The organism is Demequina sp. NBRC 110057 (assembly GCF_002090175.1).
Lineage (GTDB): Bacteria > Actinomycetota > Actinomycetes > Actinomycetales > Demequinaceae > Demequina.
Window position 1 is genome coordinate 729031 of record NZ_BBRN01000003.1, and the last position, 20538, is coordinate 749568.

The 20538-nt window shown below is 71.8% G+C and carries 23 protein-coding genes; 9 read left to right on the forward strand and 14 right to left on the reverse strand.

The genetic code is table 11. The features are described 5' to 3' along the window. The first annotated feature begins 118 nt into the window (after positions 1-118). Positions 119-409, forward strand: a complete 291-nt coding sequence (locus tag B7K26_RS13065) for a hypothetical protein (RefSeq protein WP_084077229.1) — start codon at positions 119-121, stop codon at positions 407-409. A 65-nt stretch (positions 410-474) separates the two neighbouring features. On the opposite strand, the gene B7K26_RS03285 is transcribed toward B7K26_RS13065, so the two are convergent. From B7K26_RS03285 to B7K26_RS03300, 4 genes are all read right to left on the reverse strand, one after another. Then, a complete protein-coding gene (locus B7K26_RS03285; protein ID WP_084077230.1) occupies positions 475-1650 on the reverse strand; it encodes an ABC transporter permease in 1176 nt (391 codons plus the stop codon). Continuing rightward, positions 1647-2552: an ABC transporter ATP-binding protein gene (locus B7K26_RS03290; protein ID WP_084077231.1), complete on the reverse strand. Its 906-nt coding sequence runs from the start codon at positions 2550-2552 to the stop codon at positions 1647-1649. Before B7K26_RS03290 ends, B7K26_RS03285 begins: the two co-directional genes overlap by 4 nt. Before the next feature lie 206 nt (positions 2553-2758). Then, positions 2759-3358, reverse strand: a complete 600-nt coding sequence (locus B7K26_RS03295; protein ID WP_143340435.1) for a hypothetical protein — start codon at positions 3356-3358, stop codon at positions 2759-2761. A 156-nt stretch (positions 3359-3514) separates the two neighbouring features. Beyond that, on the reverse strand, positions 3515-4639 hold the full coding sequence (locus B7K26_RS03300) for a GuaB3 family IMP dehydrogenase-related protein (RefSeq protein WP_084077233.1): 1125 nt from the start codon (positions 4637-4639) through the stop codon (positions 3515-3517). 108 nt (positions 4640-4747) lie between these two features. Between B7K26_RS03300 and B7K26_RS03305 the strand changes: the two genes are divergently transcribed. Both B7K26_RS03305 and B7K26_RS03310 read left to right on the forward strand, forming a co-directional pair. Further along, a complete protein-coding gene (locus B7K26_RS03305; RefSeq protein WP_084077234.1) occupies positions 4748-5455 on the forward strand; it encodes an exonuclease domain-containing protein in 708 nt (235 codons plus the stop codon). Between the two features lie 50 nt (positions 5456-5505). After that, positions 5506-6780, forward strand: a complete 1275-nt coding sequence (locus B7K26_RS03310) for a Glu/Leu/Phe/Val dehydrogenase (protein ID WP_084077235.1) — start codon at positions 5506-5508, stop codon at positions 6778-6780. A 137-nt stretch (positions 6781-6917) separates the two neighbouring features. Here the strand turns inward: B7K26_RS03310 and B7K26_RS03315 are convergent, their stop codons facing one another. Next, positions 6918-7667, reverse strand: a complete 750-nt coding sequence (locus tag B7K26_RS03315; RefSeq protein ID WP_084077236.1) for a TSUP family transporter — start codon at positions 7665-7667, stop codon at positions 6918-6920. 3 nt (positions 7668-7670) lie between these two features. Continuing rightward, positions 7671-9179 (reverse strand): IMP dehydrogenase, encoded by a 1509-nt coding sequence (guaB, locus tag B7K26_RS03320; protein WP_084077237.1) that lies wholly within the window; start codon positions 9177-9179, stop codon positions 7671-7673. 294 nt (positions 9180-9473) lie between these two features. Between guaB and B7K26_RS03325 the strand changes: the two genes are divergently transcribed. After that, positions 9474-9764 carry a WhiB family transcriptional regulator gene (locus tag B7K26_RS03325; RefSeq protein WP_084077238.1) on the forward strand — a complete coding sequence of 97 codons (291 nt, stop codon included), beginning with the start codon at positions 9474-9476 and terminating at the stop codon, positions 9762-9764. A gap of 65 nt (positions 9765-9829) precedes the next feature. Here the strand turns inward: B7K26_RS03325 and groES are convergent, their stop codons facing one another. Beyond that, entirely contained in the window at positions 9830-10123 is a 294-nt protein-coding gene (gene groES, locus B7K26_RS03330) for a co-chaperone GroES (RefSeq protein ID WP_084077239.1), read from the reverse strand. A 204-nt stretch (positions 10124-10327) separates the two neighbouring features. On the opposite strand from groES, the gene B7K26_RS03335 reads away from it, so the two are divergent. Further along, positions 10328-11497 carry a class I SAM-dependent methyltransferase gene (locus B7K26_RS03335; RefSeq protein ID WP_084077240.1) on the forward strand — a complete coding sequence of 390 codons (1170 nt, stop codon included), beginning with the start codon at positions 10328-10330 and terminating at the stop codon, positions 11495-11497. A gap of 5 nt (positions 11498-11502) precedes the next feature. Here B7K26_RS03335 and B7K26_RS03340 read toward each other — a convergent pair whose 3' ends face one another. Both B7K26_RS03340 and B7K26_RS03345 read right to left on the reverse strand, forming a co-directional pair. Beyond that, entirely contained in the window at positions 11503-12006 is a 504-nt protein-coding gene (locus B7K26_RS03340) for a helix-turn-helix domain-containing protein (protein ID WP_143340436.1), read from the reverse strand. A 19-nt stretch (positions 12007-12025) separates the two neighbouring features. Next, the gene (locus tag B7K26_RS03345) at positions 12026-12634 is read right to left on the reverse strand and encodes a LysE/ArgO family amino acid transporter (protein WP_084077242.1); all 609 of its coding nucleotides are present in this window, start codon (positions 12632-12634) and stop codon (positions 12026-12028) included. A gap of 70 nt (positions 12635-12704) precedes the next feature. Between B7K26_RS03345 and B7K26_RS03350 the strand changes: the two genes are divergently transcribed. Beyond that, positions 12705-13577 carry an ArgP/LysG family DNA-binding transcriptional regulator gene (locus tag B7K26_RS03350; protein WP_084077243.1) on the forward strand — a complete coding sequence of 291 codons (873 nt, stop codon included), beginning with the start codon at positions 12705-12707 and terminating at the stop codon, positions 13575-13577. Positions 13578-13585: 8 nt separating this feature from the next. On the opposite strand, the gene B7K26_RS03355 is transcribed toward B7K26_RS03350, so the two are convergent. Further along, positions 13586-15331, reverse strand: a complete 1746-nt coding sequence (locus tag B7K26_RS03355; protein ID WP_084077244.1) for a glycoside hydrolase family 3 N-terminal domain-containing protein — start codon at positions 15329-15331, stop codon at positions 13586-13588. A gap of 6 nt (positions 15332-15337) precedes the next feature. After that, positions 15338-16378, reverse strand: a complete 1041-nt coding sequence (gene tsaD / locus B7K26_RS03360) for a tRNA (adenosine(37)-N6)-threonylcarbamoyltransferase complex transferase subunit TsaD (protein ID WP_084077245.1) — start codon at positions 16376-16378, stop codon at positions 15338-15340. A 112-nt stretch (positions 16379-16490) separates the two neighbouring features. Between tsaD and B7K26_RS03365 the strand changes: the two genes are divergently transcribed. After that, positions 16491-17090: a malonic semialdehyde reductase gene (locus B7K26_RS03365; RefSeq protein WP_159449595.1), complete on the forward strand. Its 600-nt coding sequence runs from the start codon at positions 16491-16493 to the stop codon at positions 17088-17090. Then, a complete protein-coding gene (locus B7K26_RS03370) occupies positions 17087-17434 on the forward strand; it encodes a DUF3817 domain-containing protein (RefSeq protein ID WP_084077247.1) in 348 nt (115 codons plus the stop codon). Before B7K26_RS03365 ends, B7K26_RS03370 begins: the two co-directional genes overlap by 4 nt. On the opposite strand, the gene B7K26_RS03375 is transcribed toward B7K26_RS03370, so the two are convergent. Next, the gene (locus tag B7K26_RS03375; protein WP_234998672.1) at positions 17431-18969 is read right to left on the reverse strand and encodes a SulP family inorganic anion transporter; all 1539 of its coding nucleotides are present in this window, start codon (positions 18967-18969) and stop codon (positions 17431-17433) included. The two genes, B7K26_RS03370 and B7K26_RS03375, sit on opposite strands and share 4 nt — an antisense overlap. Before the next feature lie 88 nt (positions 18970-19057). Between B7K26_RS03375 and B7K26_RS03380 the strand changes: the two genes are divergently transcribed. Next, positions 19058-19438 carry a MerR family transcriptional regulator gene (locus B7K26_RS03380; RefSeq protein ID WP_084077248.1) on the forward strand — a complete coding sequence of 127 codons (381 nt, stop codon included), beginning with the start codon at positions 19058-19060 and terminating at the stop codon, positions 19436-19438. On the opposite strand, the gene B7K26_RS03385 is transcribed toward B7K26_RS03380, so the two are convergent. Continuing rightward, positions 19439-19921: a GNAT family N-acetyltransferase gene (locus tag B7K26_RS03385; protein WP_084077249.1), complete on the reverse strand. Its 483-nt coding sequence runs from the start codon at positions 19919-19921 to the stop codon at positions 19439-19441. It lies immediately after the preceding gene. Positions 19922-19925: 4 nt separating this feature from the next. Continuing rightward, on the reverse strand, positions 19926-20537 hold the full coding sequence (gene tsaB, locus B7K26_RS03390; RefSeq protein ID WP_200810938.1) for a tRNA (adenosine(37)-N6)-threonylcarbamoyltransferase complex dimerization subunit type 1 TsaB: 612 nt from the start codon (positions 20535-20537) through the stop codon (positions 19926-19928). Between the last annotated feature and the right edge of the window lies 1 nt (position 20538).

Sequence of the window (20538 nt, forward strand, 5' to 3'; positions counted from 1 at the left end):
GCGTGCGCCGCTGACAGGCGAGGGGCCGATGCCGTGGTCACCACGGCATCGGCCCCTCGTCATGCGCGGGCCACCTGGCCGCCCTAGGCTGACGAGGACACGACGCGAGGAGGCGGCCATGTCCGAGCACGAGACCCACGATCAGCACCCCCACGAGCACGGCGAGGACTGCGGGCACGCCGCCGTCGCCCACGACGGGCACACCGACTACGTCCACGACGGCCACGTCCATCACCCGCACGGCGACCACGTCGACGAGCACACGGGAGTGCACGCCGTCGCTGAGTCACACGCGCACGAGCACGGCACCGACTGCGGCCACGAGGCAGTCGCGCACGAGGGCCACACGGACTACGTCCACGACGGCCACCACCACGCGGCGCACGGCGACCACTACGACGAGCACTAACCCGCCCGACGACAGGCGAGGGGCCGATGCCGTGGTCGCCACGGCATCGGCCCCTCGTCGTCGACTCAGCGGCGCGCGAGCGCGTCGCGCAGCTTCATCCGCCCGCCGGTGTTGAGCACGGCGCCGGCGTAGACGCGGCCGGCGACCCAGACGAGGGCCGGGATCGCGGCGACGCACAGCCCGATGGCGAGCGCAATCTCCCACGGGGCGATGGCCCCGAAGGCGGCGCGCATGGGCACCATGAACGGCGCGAAGAACGGCACCTGGGTGAGGATGGACGTGAGGGGGCCGTCGGGGTCGCTCGGCACCAGGTAGATCGCCAGGTACAGCGGCACCATCATGAGCAGCATCATCGGCGTGGTCACCGCGCCGATGTCCTCCTGGCGCGACACGAGCGCCGCGAGCCCGCCGAAGAACACGGTGAACAGCGCGAAGCCCAGCACGAACCAGATGCTGAAGTTGGTCAGCAGCGCCCCGACCCCGATGGACAGGTCGCCCAGCAGCCCCAGGTACCAGGACGCGAACAGCAGCGGCACGATCATCGCGGCCGCCTGAACCAGGGCGTAGAGGCCGACGCCCAGCACCTTGCCGCCCAGCAGCGTCGCGGGCTTCACGGTCGCGAGCAGGATCTCGACCACGCGCGAGGACTTCTCCTCGACGACGCCCATCATGATGACCGACGAGCTCTGGATGAGCACGAAGAACAGGATCAGGATCACCGCGAAGCCGGCGAAGAACTCGCCCGAGTCGAAGCTAGAGCCGCCGTCGCCGAGCGTCTCGACGGTGGGAGCGGATGCCGCGAGCGCTGTCGACACCTCCGCGGGGTCGCCGCCGAGCGCGGTGACCTGAGCGTCGAGCACGGCGGCCTGGGTGGCGGCCTGCAGGATGCCGGTCAGGGTGTCGTCGCCGTCCTCGACGTAGAGCGTGGGCGACTCGACGGGCCCCAAGATGAGGCCCGCGACGTCCTCGCCGAGCGCGGGCTCGGCCGGGGCGTCGGCCTCCTCGAAGGCATAGTCGGCGTCCTGCGCCTCGGCAGTGGCCTCGAGGTAGGGAACGAGGTCGGCGGCGGTCGCGGTGTCGACCTGCACCAGGGACGGCTCTCCGTCGTCGGCGAGGAACGGCTTCGCGACGATCGCGCCCACCACGATGACGGCGATCATGATGCCGGACGAGATCAGGCTCGCCTTGGAAAGGGTGCGCACGCGGAACTCGCGCCGCGCGATCAGCCACAGGGTGCTCATGCCGCCTCCTCGGTCTCGCTCACCACGTCTTGGAACAGTTCGGTCAGGCTGGGGCGCACGGGGGCGAAGGACGTCACCGTGCCGGCGCCGACGGCCGATGCGAGGGCCGCCTGGGCGGCCTCGGCCGAGGCAGCCTCCACCCGCCACACGCCCGGGCCGGCCTGCGTCACCGAGGCGCCGGGGGCATCGGCCGTCCACCCCGCGGGAAGCGTGCCCGCGAGCTCCCACTGGGGACGGTCGGTGGCGCGCAACTCGTCGATGGTTCCCTGGGCGACCATGCGGCCCGAGCGGACGATTCCCACGCGGTCACACAGCCGCTCGACGAGCTCGAGCTGGTGGGAGGAGAAGATGACGGGGACGCCGGCGGCTGCGCGATCGCGCAGCACCTCGCTCATGACTCCCACCGCGACGGGGTCGAGCCCGGAGAAGGGCTCGTCGAGGACAAGGATCTCGGGCCCGTGCACGAGAGCGGAGGCGAGTTGGACGCGCTGCTGGTTGCCCAGCGACAGCTTGTCGACCTCGTCGCCGCGGCGTTGTTCGACGCCGAGCACCTCGGTCCAGTGCTCCATCGCGGCGGTCGCGTCGCGCTCGGACAAGCCGTGCAGGCGCGCGAGGTAGGTCAGCTGCTCCCCCACCTTCATGCGCGGGTACAGGCCGCGCTCCTCGGGCATGTAGCCGATGCGGCGGCGCACCTCGAGGTCGACGGGCTTGCCGTCCCACGAGACGGTGCCGGCGTCGGGGCGCAGGACGCCGAGGATGATGCGCATGGTGGTCGTCTTGCCCGCGCCGTTGGAGCCGACGAAGCCGAACAACTCGCCTCCGGCCACGCTGAACGACACGTCGTCGAGGGCGCGCAGGCTGCCGTACGACTTGGACAGATGGTCAAGATGGAGGTCGGGCACTCGGGTCTCCTGGTGAGGGGGTCGAGGGACCACCAGAGCCTAACCAGGGCAAACGGGACGTGTCGTCATCCGCGGGGAGGATGTGCTCGACCGCCCTCCCCCTGCCTACCCCTGCCTGCCCCCCTCTCCTGCCGCAAATGGCCGCATGTGCGGCTCGAAGACGCGCGACGCGCCGCACAACAGGCCACCAGGAGAGGGGCGACCGGTCACACGGCGGACGCGAGCTCGCGGTCACCTTCGGCCTCGCGCCCGAAGATGACCTTGAAGATCGGGTAGAAGACGAGGACGGAGATGCCCGCGTTGATCAGCATGGTGGTGACGTCGCCGAGGGTCTCGCCTGTCGCGCCGAGGCCCCACGTGTCGATGAACAGGTCGTAGATCGGCGTCTTGTAGAAGCCCTGGGCCACGGCGGCGACGAAGGTAATCACCACGTACGCGAGCACGTACCAGGCGGCGGCGCGCCACGGGTTGGTGTTGGACTTGAAGGTCACGTTGCGCTGCAGGAAGAAGTTGATGGTCTGCGCGACGGCGATCGTGAGCTGCACCGCGAGGAAGTAGGCGAGTCCGCCGCCGCCGTCGGGCAGCGCCCCCGCCGGGTAGTCGAAGACGAACGTGTCGCCGATCGGCATGACCTGCACCGAGACGTCGACAAGCTCGGTGCCGTTGAACCACGACTTCAGCACGGGCATGAGCGCCAGCTGGAGCACGGTCATCGCGGTATTGACGCCCATGAAGACGATGAACTGGGCGGTTTCGGGGCGGCGCTCGGCGAACCGCGACCAGGGACGCAGGAGTGCGGGGATCACGGCGGCCAGCGTAGGAGCGTGGCCGACGCGCGGGTGCCGTCATCGCATGACCTGTCGCGACGGCGGCATCACCTGCCGCGCGTCACCGGGGACAACGCAGGCGTGGGGCCGATGCGGTGGTCACCACCGCATCGGCCCCACGCCTGGGTCACGCGATCAGGAGGGGTGGTACGGCGAGACGACCACGTCGATGCGCTGGAACTCCTTGAGGTCCGAGTAGCCGGTCGTGGCCATCGAGCGACGCAGCGCGCCCATGATGTTGGTGGTGCCGTCGGCGAGGTGACCGGGGCCGTGCAGGATCTCCTCGAGCGGAGCGACGGTGCCCACCTCGACGCGCTCGCCGCGCGGAAGCTCGGAGTGGTACGCCTCCTGGCCCCAGTGGTAGCCGCGGCCGGGAGCCTCCTCGGAGCGGGCGAGGGCGGCGCCGAGCATGACGGCGTCCGCGCCACACGCGAACGCCTTCACGAGGTCGCCCGAGCGGCCAAGGCCGCCGTCGGCGATGACGTGCACGTAGCGGCCGCCGGACTCGTCGAGGTAGTCGCGGCGCGCCGCGGCGACGTCCGACACGGCGGTCGCCATGGGCGCGTGGATGCCGAGCGTCGTGCGCGTGCGCTGCGCGGATCCGCCGCCGAAGCCCACCAGCACGCCGGCCGCGCCGGTGCGCATGAGGTGAAGTCCGGCCTGGTAAGTCGAGGCGCCACCGACGATGACGGGAACGTCGAGGTCGTAGATGAACTTCTTGAGGTTGAGGGGCTCGACCTCGGGCGACACGTGCTCGGCAGACACGGTGGTGCCGCGGATGACGAACAGGTCGACGCCGGCCTTCAGGACCGTCTCGTAGTGCTCCTGGGTGCGCTGCGGGCTGAGCGCGCCCGCGACGGTGACGTCGGCGGCGCGAATCTCGCGCAGGCGCTCGGCGATCAGCTCGCCCTTGACCGGCTCGCGGTAGATCTCCTGCATGCGCGCGGTCGCGGCGAGGCCGTCCAGCTGCGCGATCTCCTCGAACAGCGACGTCGGGTCCTCGTAACGCGTCCACAGGCCCTCGAGGTCCAGGACGCCGAGCCCGCCGAGGCGGCCAAGGGCGATCGCTGTCGCGGGGCTCATCACGGAGTCCATGGGTGCGGCGATCACCGGGATGTCGAACTGGAAGGCATCGATCTGCCAGTTCAGCGACACCTGCTGCGGGTCGCGCGTGCGGCGCGAGGGCACCACCGCGATGTCATCGAAGGAGTAGGCGCGGCGCCCACGCTTGCCGCGTCCGATCTCGGTCTCGTAGCTCACCGCCCCAGCCTATCGGGCGCGGGCGGCCGCCGTGCCGGTGGGTGTCCCACGCGGGGCCGATGCGCGGCGCGGGCGGGCGATGTCGGCGCCCCGTGGGAGAGTGTCACCATGAGCTGGCTCGACGAGACCATGGTGGGATTCGACACCGAGACGACAGGGGTGTCCACGGCGCACGACCGCATCGTGACCGCCGCCATCCTCACCCGCACCGGCGGCGAGACCACCACGCGCACGTGGCTCATCGACCCCGGCGTCGAGATCCCGGCGCGCGCCACCGAGGTGCACGGCATCACCACCGAGCACGCCAGGGAGCACGGGGTGCAGCCCTCGACGGCGCTCGACGAGATCGCCGCGATCCTCGCCGCCGCCATGGGTGCGGGGTTCCCGCTGGTCGCCTTCAACGCGCAGTTCGACCTCTCCATCCTCGAGAGCGAGCTCGCGCGCCACGGCCTACCGTCCCTCGCGTCGCGCCTGCCGGGCGGCGAGGTCGCCCCCGTGGTCGACCCGCTCGTGCTCGACCGCCACCTCGACCGCTACCGCCGCGGCCCCCGCAAGCTCATCAACATGTGCGAGCACTACGGCGTCGCCGTGGTCGCCGACGACCTTCACGCGGCCGATGCGGACGTGGCAGCCACGCTCGACCTCCTTCCCGCGATGGCAGCGAGGCACCGCGCGCTCGGCACCGTCGAGCTCGCCGACCTTCAGGGTCAGCAGGTCGAGGCGCACCGCGTCTGGGCCACGGAGTTCGCGTCCTGGCTGCGCTCGAAGGGCCGCACCGACGACCTTCCGCGACCCGAGTGGCCGGTGTGCGTCTGACGGGTTCCGCCCGGGGCTAGAGTCGGAAGGGACTCAACGAGGAGGCCCGGATGAACCCATCCATCAGCGCCGAGGCGACCCTGACCCGGGGTCCGCTCGACGACGCGAAGGCACAGCTCGCCCAGGCAGTGGCGCAGCTCGACGTGAGCGAGGGCGTTCACCGCATGCTCGCCACGTCCCGCAGGGAAATGGCGGTCGCGGTGCCGCTGCGGCGCGACGACGGCTCGATCGCCGTCTACGAGGGATTCCGCGTCCAACATAATTTCTCGCGCGGGCCCGCCAAGGGCGGCCTGCGCTTCTCCACCGCCGTGGATCTCGACGAGGTGCGCGCGCTCGCCATGTGGATGACCTGGAAGTGCGCGCTCGTCGACGTCCCCTACGGGGGCGCGAAGGGCGGCGTGGCCATCGAGCCGCGCGATCACTCGGTCGGCGAACTGGAGCGCGTCACGCGGCGCTACACGTCCGAGATCCTGCCGATCATCGGCCCCGACATGGACATCCCGGCGCCGGACATCGGCACCGACGAGCGCACCATGGCGTGGATCATGGACACCTACTCGGCGTCCAAGGGGCACACCGTCCCCGGCGTGGTCACCGGTAAGCCGATCGCGCTCGGCGGCTCGCTCGGCCGCGCGAGCGCCACCTCCCGCGGCGTCGCTCACGTGGCCCTGCTCGCCATGGCGAGCAGGGGGCTCGAGCCGGCGCGAGCATCGGCCGCCGTCCAGGGCTTCGGCAAGGTGGGCCGCGACGCCGCCCGGTTCCTGCAGGAGGCGGGCGTCACCGTGGTCGCGGTGTCCGACGTCGACGGGGCCGTCGTCAACGAGGGCGGCCTCGACGTCATGCGGCTCGCGGCCCACGTGGATACGACGGGATCGGTGCGCGGCTTCGACGGCGCCGACGAGCTGGACCGCGATGCGCTGCTCACCCTCGACGTCGACGTACTGGTGCCCGCGGCCCTCGAGGGTGTGATCACCGAGGACAACGCCCCGGACGTGAAGGCGTCGATCGTGGTCGAGGGCGCGAACGGCCCCACCACCCAGGCGGCCGACGAGATCCTCACGGACAGGGACGTGCTGGTGGTGCCGGACATCCTTGCCAATGCCGGCGGCGTGATCGTGTCCTACTTCGAGTGGGTGCAGTCGAACCAGGCCTATCAGTGGCGCGAGTCCGAGGTGAACGAGCGGCTCGGGGAGCGCATGACGAACGCCTGGCACGCCGTGGTGGAGCATGCGGGGGTCCACGGGACCACGTACCGCGAGGCGGCGACGGCTTTGGCGGTCAAGCGCGTCATCGAGGCGCATGACCTGCGCGGCCTCTACCCCTGATCCCTGCGCCATCCGCCGCGTACCGCTCACCACACACGTGGGACCGATGTGACAGGTGGGGCCACGGTGCATGCACACGGGCCACACGAGCCCCACGCGTCACTGCCGTGTGTTGAGCGGTACGCGCCAGGCGCGGGTCAGGCCACGAGCACGCGGACCAGCATCCCCAGCGACATGACGACGATGAGCACGCGCAGCACCAGGGGGTTGACCCTGAGCAGCAGGTGAGAGCCAAGGTAGGCGCCGATCAGTTGGCCCACGATCATCACGCCGCCGATGGCCCAGATCATCTTTCCTGCCACGGCGAATACCAGGAGCGACGCGATGTTGGTGGCGAAGTTCAGCGTCTTCGCGACCGCGGTCGCGCGCCGCAGCGGCAGCGCGCGCAGGGCGACCCCCGACAGCGCGAAGAGCGAGCCCGTCCCCGGGCCGAACGCGCCGTCGTACGCCCCGATGACGGGGACCACCGCGCCCTCGTAGGCGCGGTCGGTGATGCGCGGCGCGGCCGGCGGCTCGTGCGACTTGGGGACGAACAAAAAGTACGCGGCGATGAGCGCGAGCACCACGGGGATGACGACCTCGAGCGCATCGGTCGAGACGAACAGGATCGCCACGGAGCCCGCGGCCGAACCGAGGAAGGCCCACAGCATCGGCCGCCTGACGTCCACCCATCTCACGCCGTGGCGCCGGATCACCTGCGTGGTCGCCATGAAGGTGCCGGCAGTGCCCTGCAGCTTGTTGGTGCCGAGCGCCTGCAGCGGAGGCACCCCAGCCACCAGCAGCGCGGGCACGGTGATGAGCCCGCCGCCGCCGGCGAGGGTGTCGAGGCACCCGGCAAGCAGCGCGACGACCCCGAGGATCGCGAGCAGCTGCCAGGTGACCTCCACCCGTTAGCGACCCTGGTAGTTGGGCGCCTCGACCGTCATCTGGATGTCGTGCGGGTGGCTCTCCTTGAGGCCTGCCGCGGTGATGCGCACAAACTTGCCGCGCGAGCGCAGCTCGTCGATGGTGCGGGCACCCACGTAGAACATCGACTGGCCAAGGCCGCCGACGAGCTGGCGGGCGACGTTGTGCAGCGAGCCCTTGAACGGGACGCGGCCCTCGATGCCCTCGGGGATGATGTCGTCGTCGCTCGGGGCATCGGCCTGGAAGTAGCGGTCCTTCGAGTACGACACGCGGCCGCGCGACGCCATCGCGCCAAGCGAGCCCATGCCGCGATACGACTTGTACTGCTTGCCGCCCACGAGCACCAGGTCGCCGGGCGCCTCGGCGCAGCCGGCGAACAGCGAGCCGATCATCACCGACTCGGCGCCGGCGACCATCGCCTTGGCGATGTCGCCCGAGTACTGCAGCCCGCCATCGGCGATGACGGGGACACCCGCGGGGCCGGCAGCCTGGTAGGCCTCCCACACCGCGGTGATCTGGGGCACTCCCACGCCCGCCACCACGCGGGTGGTGCAGATGGAGCCGGGGCCCACGCCCACCTTGACGGCGTCCACGCCGGCGTCCACGAGCGCCTGGGCGCCCTCGCGGGTCGCGACGTTGCCGCCGATGACCTGGACGTGGCTCGTGGCGGGGTCCGACTTCAGGCGCTTGATCATGTCGATCATCGCCTGGGCGTGGCCGTGGGCGGTGTCGACCACGAGGGCGTCAACGCCGGCGTCGACAAGGGCGGTCGCGCGCTCCCACGCGTCGCCGAAGAAGCCGACGGCGGCGGCGACGCGCAGGCGGCCCTGCTCGTCCTTGGTGGCCTTGGGGTAACGCTCGGTCTTGACGAAGTCCTTGACGGTGATGAGGCCCGTGAGGCGGCCGTCGGCGTCGACGAGGGGAAGCTTCTCGACCTTGTGCTTCGCGAGCAGGTCGGCTGCCTCGTCGTTCGAGATGCCCTCGGTCGCGGTGATGAGCGGCATGGGAGTCATCGCCTCGCGCACCTTGAGCGAGTCGTACTCGGAGTGGTCGACGAACCGCAGGTCGCGGTTGGTGATGATGCCCAGCAGGCGGCGGTCCTCGTCGACAACGGGAAGGCCCGAGACGCGGTACTTGCCGCACAGGGCGTCGAGCTCGGTCAGTGTCGCCTCGGGGCCCACGGTGACGGGGTCGGTGATCATGCCGGACTCGGAACGCTTCACGATCTCGACCTGGTGGGCCTGGTCCTCGATCGACAGGTTGCGGTGCAGCACGCCGATGCCGCCCTGGCGCGCCATGGCGATCGCCATCCGCGCCTCGGTGACGGTGTCCATCGCGGCGCTCAGGAGGGGGGTCGCGATGCGGATGCCGCGCGTGAGGCGGGTCGAGGTATCGACCTCGGACGGGATGACGTCGCTCTGCCCGGGAAGGAGCAGGACGTCGTCGTAGGTGAGGCCGGTCTGGGTGAAGGGATCGTTGAGCTCGGGCGCCATGGCCAGATTCTACGTGGCACGCACGGACGGGGCGAACGTGCTCCTGGCCGATGCCGGGGCGGGTGACGAGGCGCGGCTCGCCGTCCGCATCGGCCGCCCTGCGAACACTCGGTGAACGGGACAAATGGGTCTAGCCAAACCCCGTTCTTCCAGGTATGAATGTCTGTAGATGGCGTTTTCGGGCCGAGCCCTCCACCCCTGGCGGTGGGCTCTGGGCCGGTCTGTGTGAACACTGACGGATCGCGACTCAATGACGAGTCGCGGCGAGTCTCTTTTCGGAGATTGGAGCGCGCCATGGACTCGGTTGCGAAGCTACCCGCACCGACGCAGGATCAGTGGGAATGGCAGTACGAGGGTGCGTGCCGCGAGGCCGACCCCGACCTCTTCTTCCACCCCGAGGGTGAGCGCGGCGCCGCCCGCCGCCGTCGCGCGGAGGCGGCCAAGCAGTACTGCGCCCGCTGCCCCGTCCTGGACATGTGCCGCGAGCGCTCGCTGGATGCGCGCGAGCCGTTCGGCGTGTGGGGCGGGATGAGCGAGGACGAGCGTCACGCGATGCTCGCCGGCCGCCTCAAGCAGGCGAGCTAGACGACGCAACGACAGAGGGCCCCCGGACGCGATGTCCGAGGGCCCTCTGTTTTACGCGGATGCGATTACTGCACCACTCCGAGCAGGTCGCGCGCCGAGAGGATCAGCAGCTCTTCGCCGCCGTACTTCACCTCGGTGCCGCCGTACTTCGAGTAGATGACCTTGTCACCCACAGCGACGTCAACCGGGATGCGGTTGCCGTTGTCGTCGACGCGACCGGGGCCCACCGCCAGGACGACGCCCTCCTGGGGCTTCTCCTTGGCGGTGTCGGGGATGACGAGGCCGGACGCGGTGGTCTGCTCGGCGGCAGAGGGCTTCACCACGACCTTGTCCTCAAGAGGCTTGATAGAGACCGACACAGCGGACCTCACCTTCCGTGATCCATGACAGATGTGTGTGTCGCGGCTCCTCGTCCGACCTGCCGTCGCGGGGGTCAGAACGGCCGATGGAGGCCACGCATCCCGATGCCGGGACGCTGACCAATTTAGCACTCACCCCCCACGAGTGCTAACCGATCACCGGGTGTTCACCGCGCGCGAACCGTGCCGTGGAAGGATCGGGGCATGGATGCCGCGACCGCCCGCCTGCTCACGTCCCCGGACGGTCTCGCCCTTGTCGACGCGCTCCCACCCTACGAGGAGCGCCTGTCCCTCGCGATGGGCGAGTCCATGCGCTCCCAGGGGGTCGATCCCGCGCTCGTGGCGGCCGCCCTCACGCAGTCGCGGCTGCGTGCGGCCGCGCGGGCGAAGCTCGGCGACTTCGCCGACGGGATGCTGCTGACCCAGGACGGACTCGAGCAGGCCACCCGCCTCGCGGTGGCCGCCCGCCATGCGGCTCGCTACCGCGACGCGGGCATGCGCTCGGTCGCGGACCTCACCTCGGGCATCGGCGCCGATGCGATGGCGTTCGCCGCCCTCGGCATCGCCGTGACGGCGATCGAGAGGGACGAGGCGACTGCGCTGCTTGCCGACCACAACCTGCGCCACTGGGACACCGCCCGCGTGGTGCACGCCGATTCCATGGAGATCGCCTCGCGCCTCGAGGTCGACGCCCTCTTCGCCGACCCCGCCAGGCGCACCGCACGCGGGCGCCGCCACGACCCGAAGGACTACTCCCCCGCGCTCGACGACGTGCTCGCACTGCGCGCCACCCACCCAGCGCTGGGGGTCAAGGTCGGGCCCGCCATCCCGCACGACGCGGTGCCGGCCGATGCCGAGGCCGAGTGGGTCTCCGTCGACGGTTCAGTGGTGGAGGCGGCGCTGTGGCACGGCCCGCTCGCGCACGCGCCCGGCCACGCCGCGCTGGTGCTGCGCGGGGGCGAGGCGCACCGGCTAACGGGCTCCACGGATCAGGCCGAGGCCGGGCCGCTCGGCGAGTACGTGTACGAGCCCGACGGCGCCCTCATCAGGGCGGGGCTCGTCGCCGAGGTGGCGGGGCGCATCGGCGGCCGCCTCGTGGATCCCACCATCGCCTACCTCACCACCGATGCGCCGTCAGTGACCCCGTTCACGCGCGGCTACCGCGTACTCGAGACGACCCCGCTCAAGGCGAAGGCGATCGCGGCGGCGCTACGTGCACGCGGCGTGGGCACGGTGGACATCAAGAAGCGCGGCGTCGACATCACGCCCGAGCAGCTGCGGCCTCAGCTCAAGCTGAAGGGCGACGCGCGCCTCACGGTCATCCTCACCCGCGTGGGCGGGCGACGCGTGGCCCTCATCGCCGAGCCCCTCTAGAAACGTCAGTCCTCATCGGCGGCGCGCAGCACCTTGCTCACCATCTGCTGGCTGGTGCCGAGCTCGCGGGCGATGGCGCTCTGCGACTGGCCGGCGGCGTGTGCGGTGCGAATCCTTGCGCGGGCGGCGTCGTCGAGCGCACCCGCCCGGGTCGAGGCGGCGCCGCCGCGCCTGCCCGACATGATCGAATCGACGCTCGCCTTAGAGATGCCGAGGGCCGATGCCACCTCGGCTCGCGCCTCGCCAGCACCCACCCGTTCGCGCACCTGCGCGACGAGCGCGTCCGTGAGCCGCACCCGAGGCGAGGCCGACGCGGGTGCCGAGGCGCGTCGCGGCCTCGGCGAGCCGACGGCGAGCGGGCCGCCGGCATCGGCCCTGGTCTTGCCCGTGACGAGCGCCGAGACGGACGTCTGCGACACCCCGAATTCCTGGGCTAGACCTGCCTGGCTGTCCCCGGCGGCGTATCGCTCGCGCAGCCGCACCACGTCGTCGTCGCTGAGCCTCGCCATGGCCCCATGCTAGGGCGCGTCACGCGCCCAGTAGCAGCGAGAGCGCGAGGGCCAGCATCACCACGGCAACGAAGCCGTCGAGGATCCGCCAGGCACGCGGCCGGGACAGCACGCCCGACAGGAGCCTGGCGCCGTAGCCCAGCGCGGTGAACCAGACGAACGAGCCCGCCATGGCGCCGGCGGCGAAGATCCACCGCTGGTCGCCGTACGTGCCCGCCACGGAGCCCAGGAGCACCACAGTGTCGAGGTACACGTGCGGATTGAGCCACGTGATCGCGAGCGTGGTGAGGGCCACGGCCCGCGGGGTGGTGGCGACACGGGCCGCGCCGTCGGCCTCGAGGCCCTCCTCGCCCCCGCGCCAGGCGCGACGGGCGGCCAGGATGCCGTAGGTGGCGAGGAAGACGGCGCCGCCGATGCGCGCGGTGGTCTCGATCCACGGGTGCGCCGAGATGAGGGTGCCGAGCCCCGCGGTGCCGGCGGTGATAAGGATGGCGTCCGAGAGCGCGCACACCAGGACCACCACCACGACGAATTCGCGGCGGATGCCCTGGCGCAGGACGAAGACGTTCTGGGCGCCGATGGCGGCGATGAGGGACAGGCCGAGGCCGAGGCCGGCGAGGAAGGTCATGCCGTCCACGCTAGGGAGAGATTCGCATTAGCACCACCAAGGATTTCTTCACTTGCCTTAATCTGGCTTCATGTTGGTGCCCGTCGATCTCGCCCACACGCTCGCCGTTGCCGTCGAGGAGGGAACCCTCGACGCGGCGGCCCGCCGACTCCACCTCACGCAGTCGGCGGTGAGCCAGCGCCTCGCGACGCTCGAGCGCGTCACCGGACAGGTGCTCCTGGTGCGCTCGCGCCCGGTGCGCGCGACGGCCGCGGGCGACGAGGTGGTGCGCTACGCCCGCCAGGTCGCCCACCTCGACCACGACCTCGCGGGGCGCATCGGCATCGAGGCGGGGCACCCCACCGTCGCGCTCGCCGTCAACGCGGACTCCCTCGCCACGTGGATCCTGCCGCCCCTCACCGCCGCCGCGACCCACCACGGGGTGCTGCTTGACCTGCACCGCGAGGACGAGGGGCACACCACCGCCCTGCTCGCCGACGGCACCGTCACGGCCGCCGTGACGACGGTCGCCACGCCGGTGCCTGGCTGCACCTCGACGGCGCTGGGAAGCATGCGCTACCGCGCGGTCGCGGCCCCGGACTTCGTGGCGCGTTGGTTCCCCGACGGAGTCACCGCAGACGCCCTCGCGGTCGCCCCCGTGCTCGACTTCGATCGCCGGGACACCCTGCAGAGCCGCTACCTCGAGGGCCGCGGCGTCGACCCCGCCGCGCCGCCGCGCCACTACGTGCCGTCGTCGACCGAGTTCGCGCGCACCATCGCGCTGGGGCTCGGGTGGGCGATGCTTCCCGACGCCCAGCGGGAGGGGCTGAGTCTGGTGGACCTCGGAGGCGGGGACGTGACCGTCACCCTGTACTGGCAGCAGTGGCGCACGCACTCGGCGACCCTCGCGGGGATCGCCGCGGAGGTCGCCGCCGCGGCGCGCGAGGCGCTCGACCCCGCCTGAGCCCTGCCCTACGCGCAGTCGGGGGCGGGCAGGTCAAGCGCGACGGGCCACTCGCCGCCCGCGGTCGCGTCGCCCGTGAGGATGTCCGCGAGCGCGGCCATGGAGGGGGCCGATCTGCCGTAAAGGCCAAGGTAGGCGTCGGCGCGGGAGCCCTCGAGGCCCCACGGCCCCGCGAGCGCCACCACCACGTCGGCGTCGCCGCTACCCGTGTCGGAGCCGAGCAGCTGCACCCGCGTGCCACCCGACCCGACCGTGACGCCGCGCCTCTCGAGCGCGGCCGCGAGAAGCGCGCGGTCGTCCGCGGTGCCGCCGGTCAGTGACACGGCGTCGCCCACCACCACCGCGTCGCAGTCCCGCGCGGCGAGGCTCGCCCCGGCGACGGCCAGCTCGCGCGCGGCCGCCGCGGCGTCCCCGCCCTTCCCGCCGTCGGCGGCCTCCGACTCCACGCCGTCGAGCGAGGCCTGCCACCGCCCGGCGAGGATCACCCGCGACACGGCCTCGTCGAGCCGCGCCCGCGGCACTGACCCGTCACGCACCGCGTCGACGATCGCGTCGCGCGCGGCGGCGGGGTCGGTCGGCATCAGCAGCACGTCGGCCCCCGCGGCGAGCGCCGCGACGGCCACCGCGCCGGCGTCGCCAGCCACGGCGCCCATGTTGAGCGCGTCGGTCACCGCGAGGCCGGTGAAGCCCATCTCGTCGCGCAGGTACGCATACGCGTCGGGGTCAAGAGAGGCCGGTTCCCCGCCCCACGCCTCGACCGCGACGTGCCCCATCATCACGGCGGGAGCACCGGTGTCGATGGCGTCCTGGAACGGCGCGAGGTCGCGCGTGCGCAGGGCCTCGATGCTCGCGGCCTGGACCGGCAGCGCGTGATGCGAGTCGGTGGTGACGGAACCGTGGCCGGGGAAATGCTTGACGACGGGGACCACACCGGCGTCGACGTATCCCTCGATCGCGGCGTCGACGGTCGCCGAGACGTCCGCCGGTTCGTCCCCCGCCGACCGCGACCGGATGACCGGGTCCGCGGCGCCGACCGTCACATCGGCCACGGGCGCGAAGTTCATGGTGACGCCGAGCCCGGCGAGCGACGCGCCCTGCGCCCGGTACGCCTCGGTGACCACGTCGGCGTCGCGCGCGGCGCCCGCAGACATGAAGCCGGGAAGCGTCGGCACGACGCCCGCCATGCGGGACACGGTGCCGCCCTCCTCATCGACGCCCACGATGGTGCCCCAGTCGCGGTCGGTCGCCCCCGTCGCGGCGGCGGCGAGCGACTCGACCTGGGCTGCGTCCCCGTGCGAGCCCATGAGGATCACGCCACCCAGGCTGAGCCTGTCGACGAGCGACGCGAGTCCCGCGGCGTCGCCGCCCGACCACGCCGCCACGATCACCCGGCCGGCGGCCTCCTTCAGCGGTAGCGCGCGGGCATCGGCGAGCGCGGCCGCGCTCTCCGCCTCGCTCGGGCGCCACGTCGGTCTCGCGGGCGTCACCGCGATCCGCGGAAAGGACTCAGAGCCGGGCCCGACGCCCGCGGGGGCGGTGACCGCCGAAACTTCCCGGCCACGCGACGCCTCGCCACCGACAGCCCGCTCGCCCCCGGGCACGCTGTCGGCCGTCCGCAACCCCGCGACGGCATCGGCCACCACCACGCGGGCCGGGTCAGCGACGGACGCGAGCGCGCCGATTCCCCACCACGCGAGCGCGCCGGCGCACAGCGCGGCGACCGGTGCCGCGACGGGCGCGAGCCACCTCCGCAAGGGCGCCTACGCCACCACGCGGGTGAGCGGCATCGACGAGTCGACCCCGTAGCCGAGGTCGGAGGGCGCGAGGCCGCGGCGCACCACGGCAGAGCCGAGGGCGGCGATCATGGCGCCGTTGTCGGTGCAGTAGCGGATGGGCGGGATGCGCACGTCGATCCCGGCCTCTTCGCCACGCCTGGTCGCCATCTCGCGCAGCTGCGAGTTGGCCGAGAAGCCACCGCCGATCACGAGCGTGTCGATGCCGTGCTCGCGGCAGGCGTTGAGCGTCTTCATCACGAGCACGTCGGCGACGGCGTCGGCGAAGGACGCGGCGACGTCGTTGATGGGGATCTCACGGCCGGCGTCCCGCTCGCGCTCGACCCAGCGGGCGACGGCGGTCTTGAGGCCGGAGAAGGAGAAGTCGTAGGCGTGCTTCTCCTGGAACTTGGCGGCGGTGAGCGCCCGCGGGAACGGGATCGCGGTGGGGTCGCCCTCGCGTGCCAGGCGGTCGATGTGCGGGCCGCCGGGGTACGGCAGCTCGAGCAGGCGGCCCACCTTGTCGAACGCCTCGCCCGCGGCATCGTCGAGGGTGTGGCCCAGCTCGGTGACCTGGGTCGCGACGTCGTCGATCTTGAGCAGCGACGTGTGGCCACCGGAGACGACCAGGGCCATCACCTTCTCGGGGAACTCGCCGTGCACCAGTTCGTCGACGGCGGCGTGGCCGATGACGTGGTTGACCCCGTGCAGAGGCTTGCCGAGCGCGACGGCGAGCGACTTGGCGGCAGCGTTGCCGACGGTCAGGGAGCCGACAAGGCCGGGGCCCGCGGCGACGGCGATCGCGTCGACGTCGCTGAGCGTCTTGCCGGCACGGCTGAGCGCCTCCTCGAGCGTCGGCACGAAGGCCTCAAGGTGCGCGCGCGAGGCGACCTCGGGGACGATGCCGCCGAAGCGCGCGTGCTCGTCCATCGACGACGCGGTGACGTCGACAAGCAGCTCGGTGCCCTGGACGAGCGCCACGCCCGTCTCGTCGCACGTGCTCTCAATGCCCAGTACCAACGGATCCACGTCATGGAGTCTAGTTGCCGTCCGTCGCCCCGCACCCCCGCGGTCGATTTCCACTCTTTTAGGCTCTTAGACGCGTCAAATGGATCCAATTGACGGTGAGAGGATGGTTGATATGTCCACCAATTTCGCGATCGACGCCGCCGCGCGCGCGACCCTGTTCACCGACGCCCGCTCCGCCCTGACCTTCGCCGAGCGCCCCGTCACGATGGACACCGTCCGCGAGGTGTGGGACCTCATCAAGTGGGGACCCACGGCCAACAACACCGTGCCGCTGCGCGTCCTCGCCGCCACGTCGGAGCCGGCCCGCACCGCCGTCCTCGACGCCGCCGCGGCGGGCAACCGCGACAAGGTCGCCGCCGCTCCCCTGGTGCTCGTGGCCGCACGCGACGAGCGCTTCCACGACACCTTCGAGATCACGGGAGGATCGGAGACTGCCGCGGCCCGCTTCGAGGCCGACCCCGAGGCGCGCACCCGCTTCTCGCACACCAACACGATGCTGCAGACCGGGTACCTGATCCTCGGCCTGCGCGCCGCCGGCCTCGCCGTGCGCCCCGTCGGCGGTTTCGACCGGGCGGCGCTGGACGCGACGCTGCTCGCCGACTCGTCGTGGAGCTCCGAGCTCCTCCTGCTCGTGGGCTACCCGGCCGACGATCACGGCGCCGGTGACCGCAAGGGCCGCATGGGCGCCGACGTGGCGGTGCGCGAGGCATGACCACTCGCCCCGTCACGGCCGCCGGCTCGGGCCGCGCGAGCCTCGCCGGCATCGGCCGCGCCTACGCGATCCTCGCCCTCGTCGAGGCCATCACCTGGACCGGCCTGCTCATCGGCATGGGCATCAAGTACGGACCCGAGACCACCGAGATGGGGGTCACCATCTTCGGCCCGCTCCACGGCGTGGCCTTCCTTGCCTACGCGGCCGTCACCGTGGTGGCCGCGGTGCGCCTGCGGTGGGGCCTCGGGGTGACGCTGCTCGCGCTCGTCGCCGCGGTGCCGCCGCTGACCACCCTGCCGATGGAGGTGTGGCTGCGCCGCACCGGGCGCCTGCAGTCGCGCTAGGCCTCGCCGAGGTTTCCCGACAGCCGGCTGTGCCTGGCGGCCGAGTCGGCGTTGAGCCCCACGATCTCGACGGTCTTGCCGCGCGCCTCGTATTTGGTGCGCACCGCGTCGAGCGTCGCGACGGTGGAGGCGTCCCACACGTGCGCGTCGGTCATGTCGATGACGATGCGCTCGGGGTCACCCGAGTAATCGAACTGGTAGACGAGGTCGTTCGAGGACGCGAAGAACAACTCGCCGCGCACCGCGTACACGCGCTCGCCGTCCTCGTCCGATGAGTCGAGCCGCGTCACCGAGGTGAGGTGAGCGACGCGACGTGCGAACAGCACCATGGCGATCAGCACGCCGACGATGACGCCGTACGCGAGGTTGTGCGTCCAGACGGTCACGACGACCGTCGCGACCATCACGAGGGTCTCCGAGCGAGGCATGCGGCGCAGGGTCGACGGCCGGATCGAGTGCCAGTCGAACGTGCCGACGGACACCATCACCATGACGGCCACGAGCGCTGCCATCGGCATGATCGCGACGACGTCGCCGAGCCCCACCACGAGGATCAGCAGGAACACTCCCGCGAGGAACGTCGAGATGCGGGTGCGCGCGCCCGAGGCCTTGACGTTGATCATGGTCTGGCCGATCATCGCGCAGCCGCCCATGCCGCCAAAGAACCCGGTCACGACGTTGGCGACGCCCTGACCCCACGCCTCGCGAGTCTTGTTCGAGTGGGTGTCGGTGATGTCGTCGACCAGCTTGGCGGTCATGAGCGACTCGAGCAGGCCCACGAGCGCCATGGCGAGCGCGTACGGGAACACGATGCGCAGCGTCTCCCACGTCAGCGGCACGTCGGGGATGAGCAGTTGCGGCAGCGTCTCGGGCAGGGCTCCCTCGTCGCCCACGGTGGGCACGGAGATCCCGGCGATGACCGCTGCGGCGGTGAGCACCACGATCGCCACGAGCGGCGCGGGCACCACGGTGGTCCAGCGCGGCAGCAGAGCGATGATGGCGATGCCGATGGCCACCATCGGGTACACGCCCCAGGGCACGTCGACGAGGTGTGTGACCTGCGACATGAAGATGAGGATGGCGAGGGCGTTGACGAAGCCGACCATGACCGACCGCGGGATGAAGCGCATGAGCCGCGCCACGCCCGCCACGCCCAGCAGCACCTGCAAGACTCCGGCGACGATCACCGTCGCCACCAGGTAGTCGACGCCGTGGTCGGCGACCACGGGGGCCACCACCAGCGCGACGGCGCCGGTGGCCGCGGAGATCATCGCCGGCCGGCCGCCCACGAAGGAGATCGTCACCGCCATCGTGAAGGCGGCGAAGAGGCCGATGCGCGGGTCGACCCCCGCGATGATCGAGAACGCGATCGCCTCGGGGATCAGTGCGAGCGCGACCACGAGGCCAGCGAGGACCTCGGTGCGCAGGCGCCGGGGCGAGCGCAGGGCTGCGCGCACGGAGTATGAGGCGTCGGCCTCGGGGGCGCCGCTCACGGGGGAGGGCTCGGGGCGGCGGTCGGCGGGCGCGACGGGCATGGGTGTCCTCATGACGATGGCGGGGGGCGCACAGAACTCTACCGCGACGTGAGGGTTGGGGACCACGCCCGTCTGGGAAGATGGCCCCATGACCGCCGCCACCCATCACATCGGCGCCGTGGCCGAGCGCACCGGCCTGTCCCTGCGCTCCCTGCGCCACTGGGAGGAGGTGGGCCTCATCACTCCCTCCGCGCGCACCGAGGGCGGCTTCCGTCTCTACACGGAGGAGGACATCGACCGCATCCTGCTGGTGCGCCGCATGAAGCCGCTCGGCTACTCGCTGGAGGAGATGGGCGCGCTCATCGCGCTGTCGGAGGAGATCGACGCGGGGGCCGATGCGGTGGGCAGGCTGGAGGAGCTGCTCGCCGACGCGACGCAGCGCCGCGAGAAGCTGCGCCGCACCCTTGACATGGCGGACGAGTTCATCGCGATCCTCGAGTCACGGCGAGCCGATGCCAGGGACGCGTGATCAGTCCCGCAGCCGCAGCCGCATGACGAGCGCGTCGAGGCCCTCCGGCTGGTAGTACCGGGGACGCACCCTCACGTCCTCGAAGCCGTACGCGCGGTACAGCGCCAGCGCGGCGGTGTTGGTGGTCGCCACCTCGAGCCATGCATCGGGCGCACCGAGCCGCCTGGCCTCCGCCAGGAAGTCCCCCATCACCACGCGCGCCAGCCCGCGCCGGCGCGCCTCGGGGGCGATCGCGAGGTTCATGAGGTGGAACGCGTCCCCCTCGAAGCCGTACACCGCGTAACCCGCGAGCGTCCCGTCGACCTCGACCCCTCGCCAACGCGAGAAGCCGTGAAGGAAGTCCTCGCGGATGAGCGACGGTGACCAGGCCGCCAGGCCGAAGATCTCCACCTCGCGCTGCGCCACCCAGTCGAGGTCGGCCTCGGTGAGGTCACGCAGGGAGACGAGTCCCTCGTCCTCGGGCGTCGTGCCCGCGTCGAACATGGGCTCAGGCGCCGGGGACGCCGTGCACGTCGGGGCGGCGCAGGTATAGCGGCTCCAACGGAAGGTCCGCGCCGGCCGCGAGGGAACGCACCGCGACGCGGGCCAGCCATGCGGGATCCACGTCGCCACCCTCGGCGGCGGGGAAGGCCTCGGGGTACAGCAGGGCTCCGCGGCCAATGACGGCGCCGGTCGCGTTCACGTCGGCGGGGGCCGCGACCGCGGGCCCGTCGAGGCGCTCGCCATCACGGTAGGAGGCCCAGTAGACCTCCTTGCGGCGCGCATCGGCGACCACGGTGACCTCACCGCCGTGCGCGGCCGCGAGCGCGTCGAGCGAGCACACGCCGTGCACCGGCACGCCCCAGGCGAACCCGAGGGTGCGCGCCGAGACGAGGCCCACGCGCAGCCCGGTGAAGGGCGCGGGGCCGGTGCCCACGACGATCCGCGTGATGTCGGCCCCGGTGGCGCCTGCATCGGCAAGCACGTGCTCCACGAAGCCGCTCAGCAGCTCGGCGTGACCACGCGGGGCGAACTCGGCGCGCTCGGCGAGGACCGCATCGGCCCCCTCGTCGTACAGCGCGACGGACACGGAGGCGGAGGTGTCGATGGCGAGGATCACG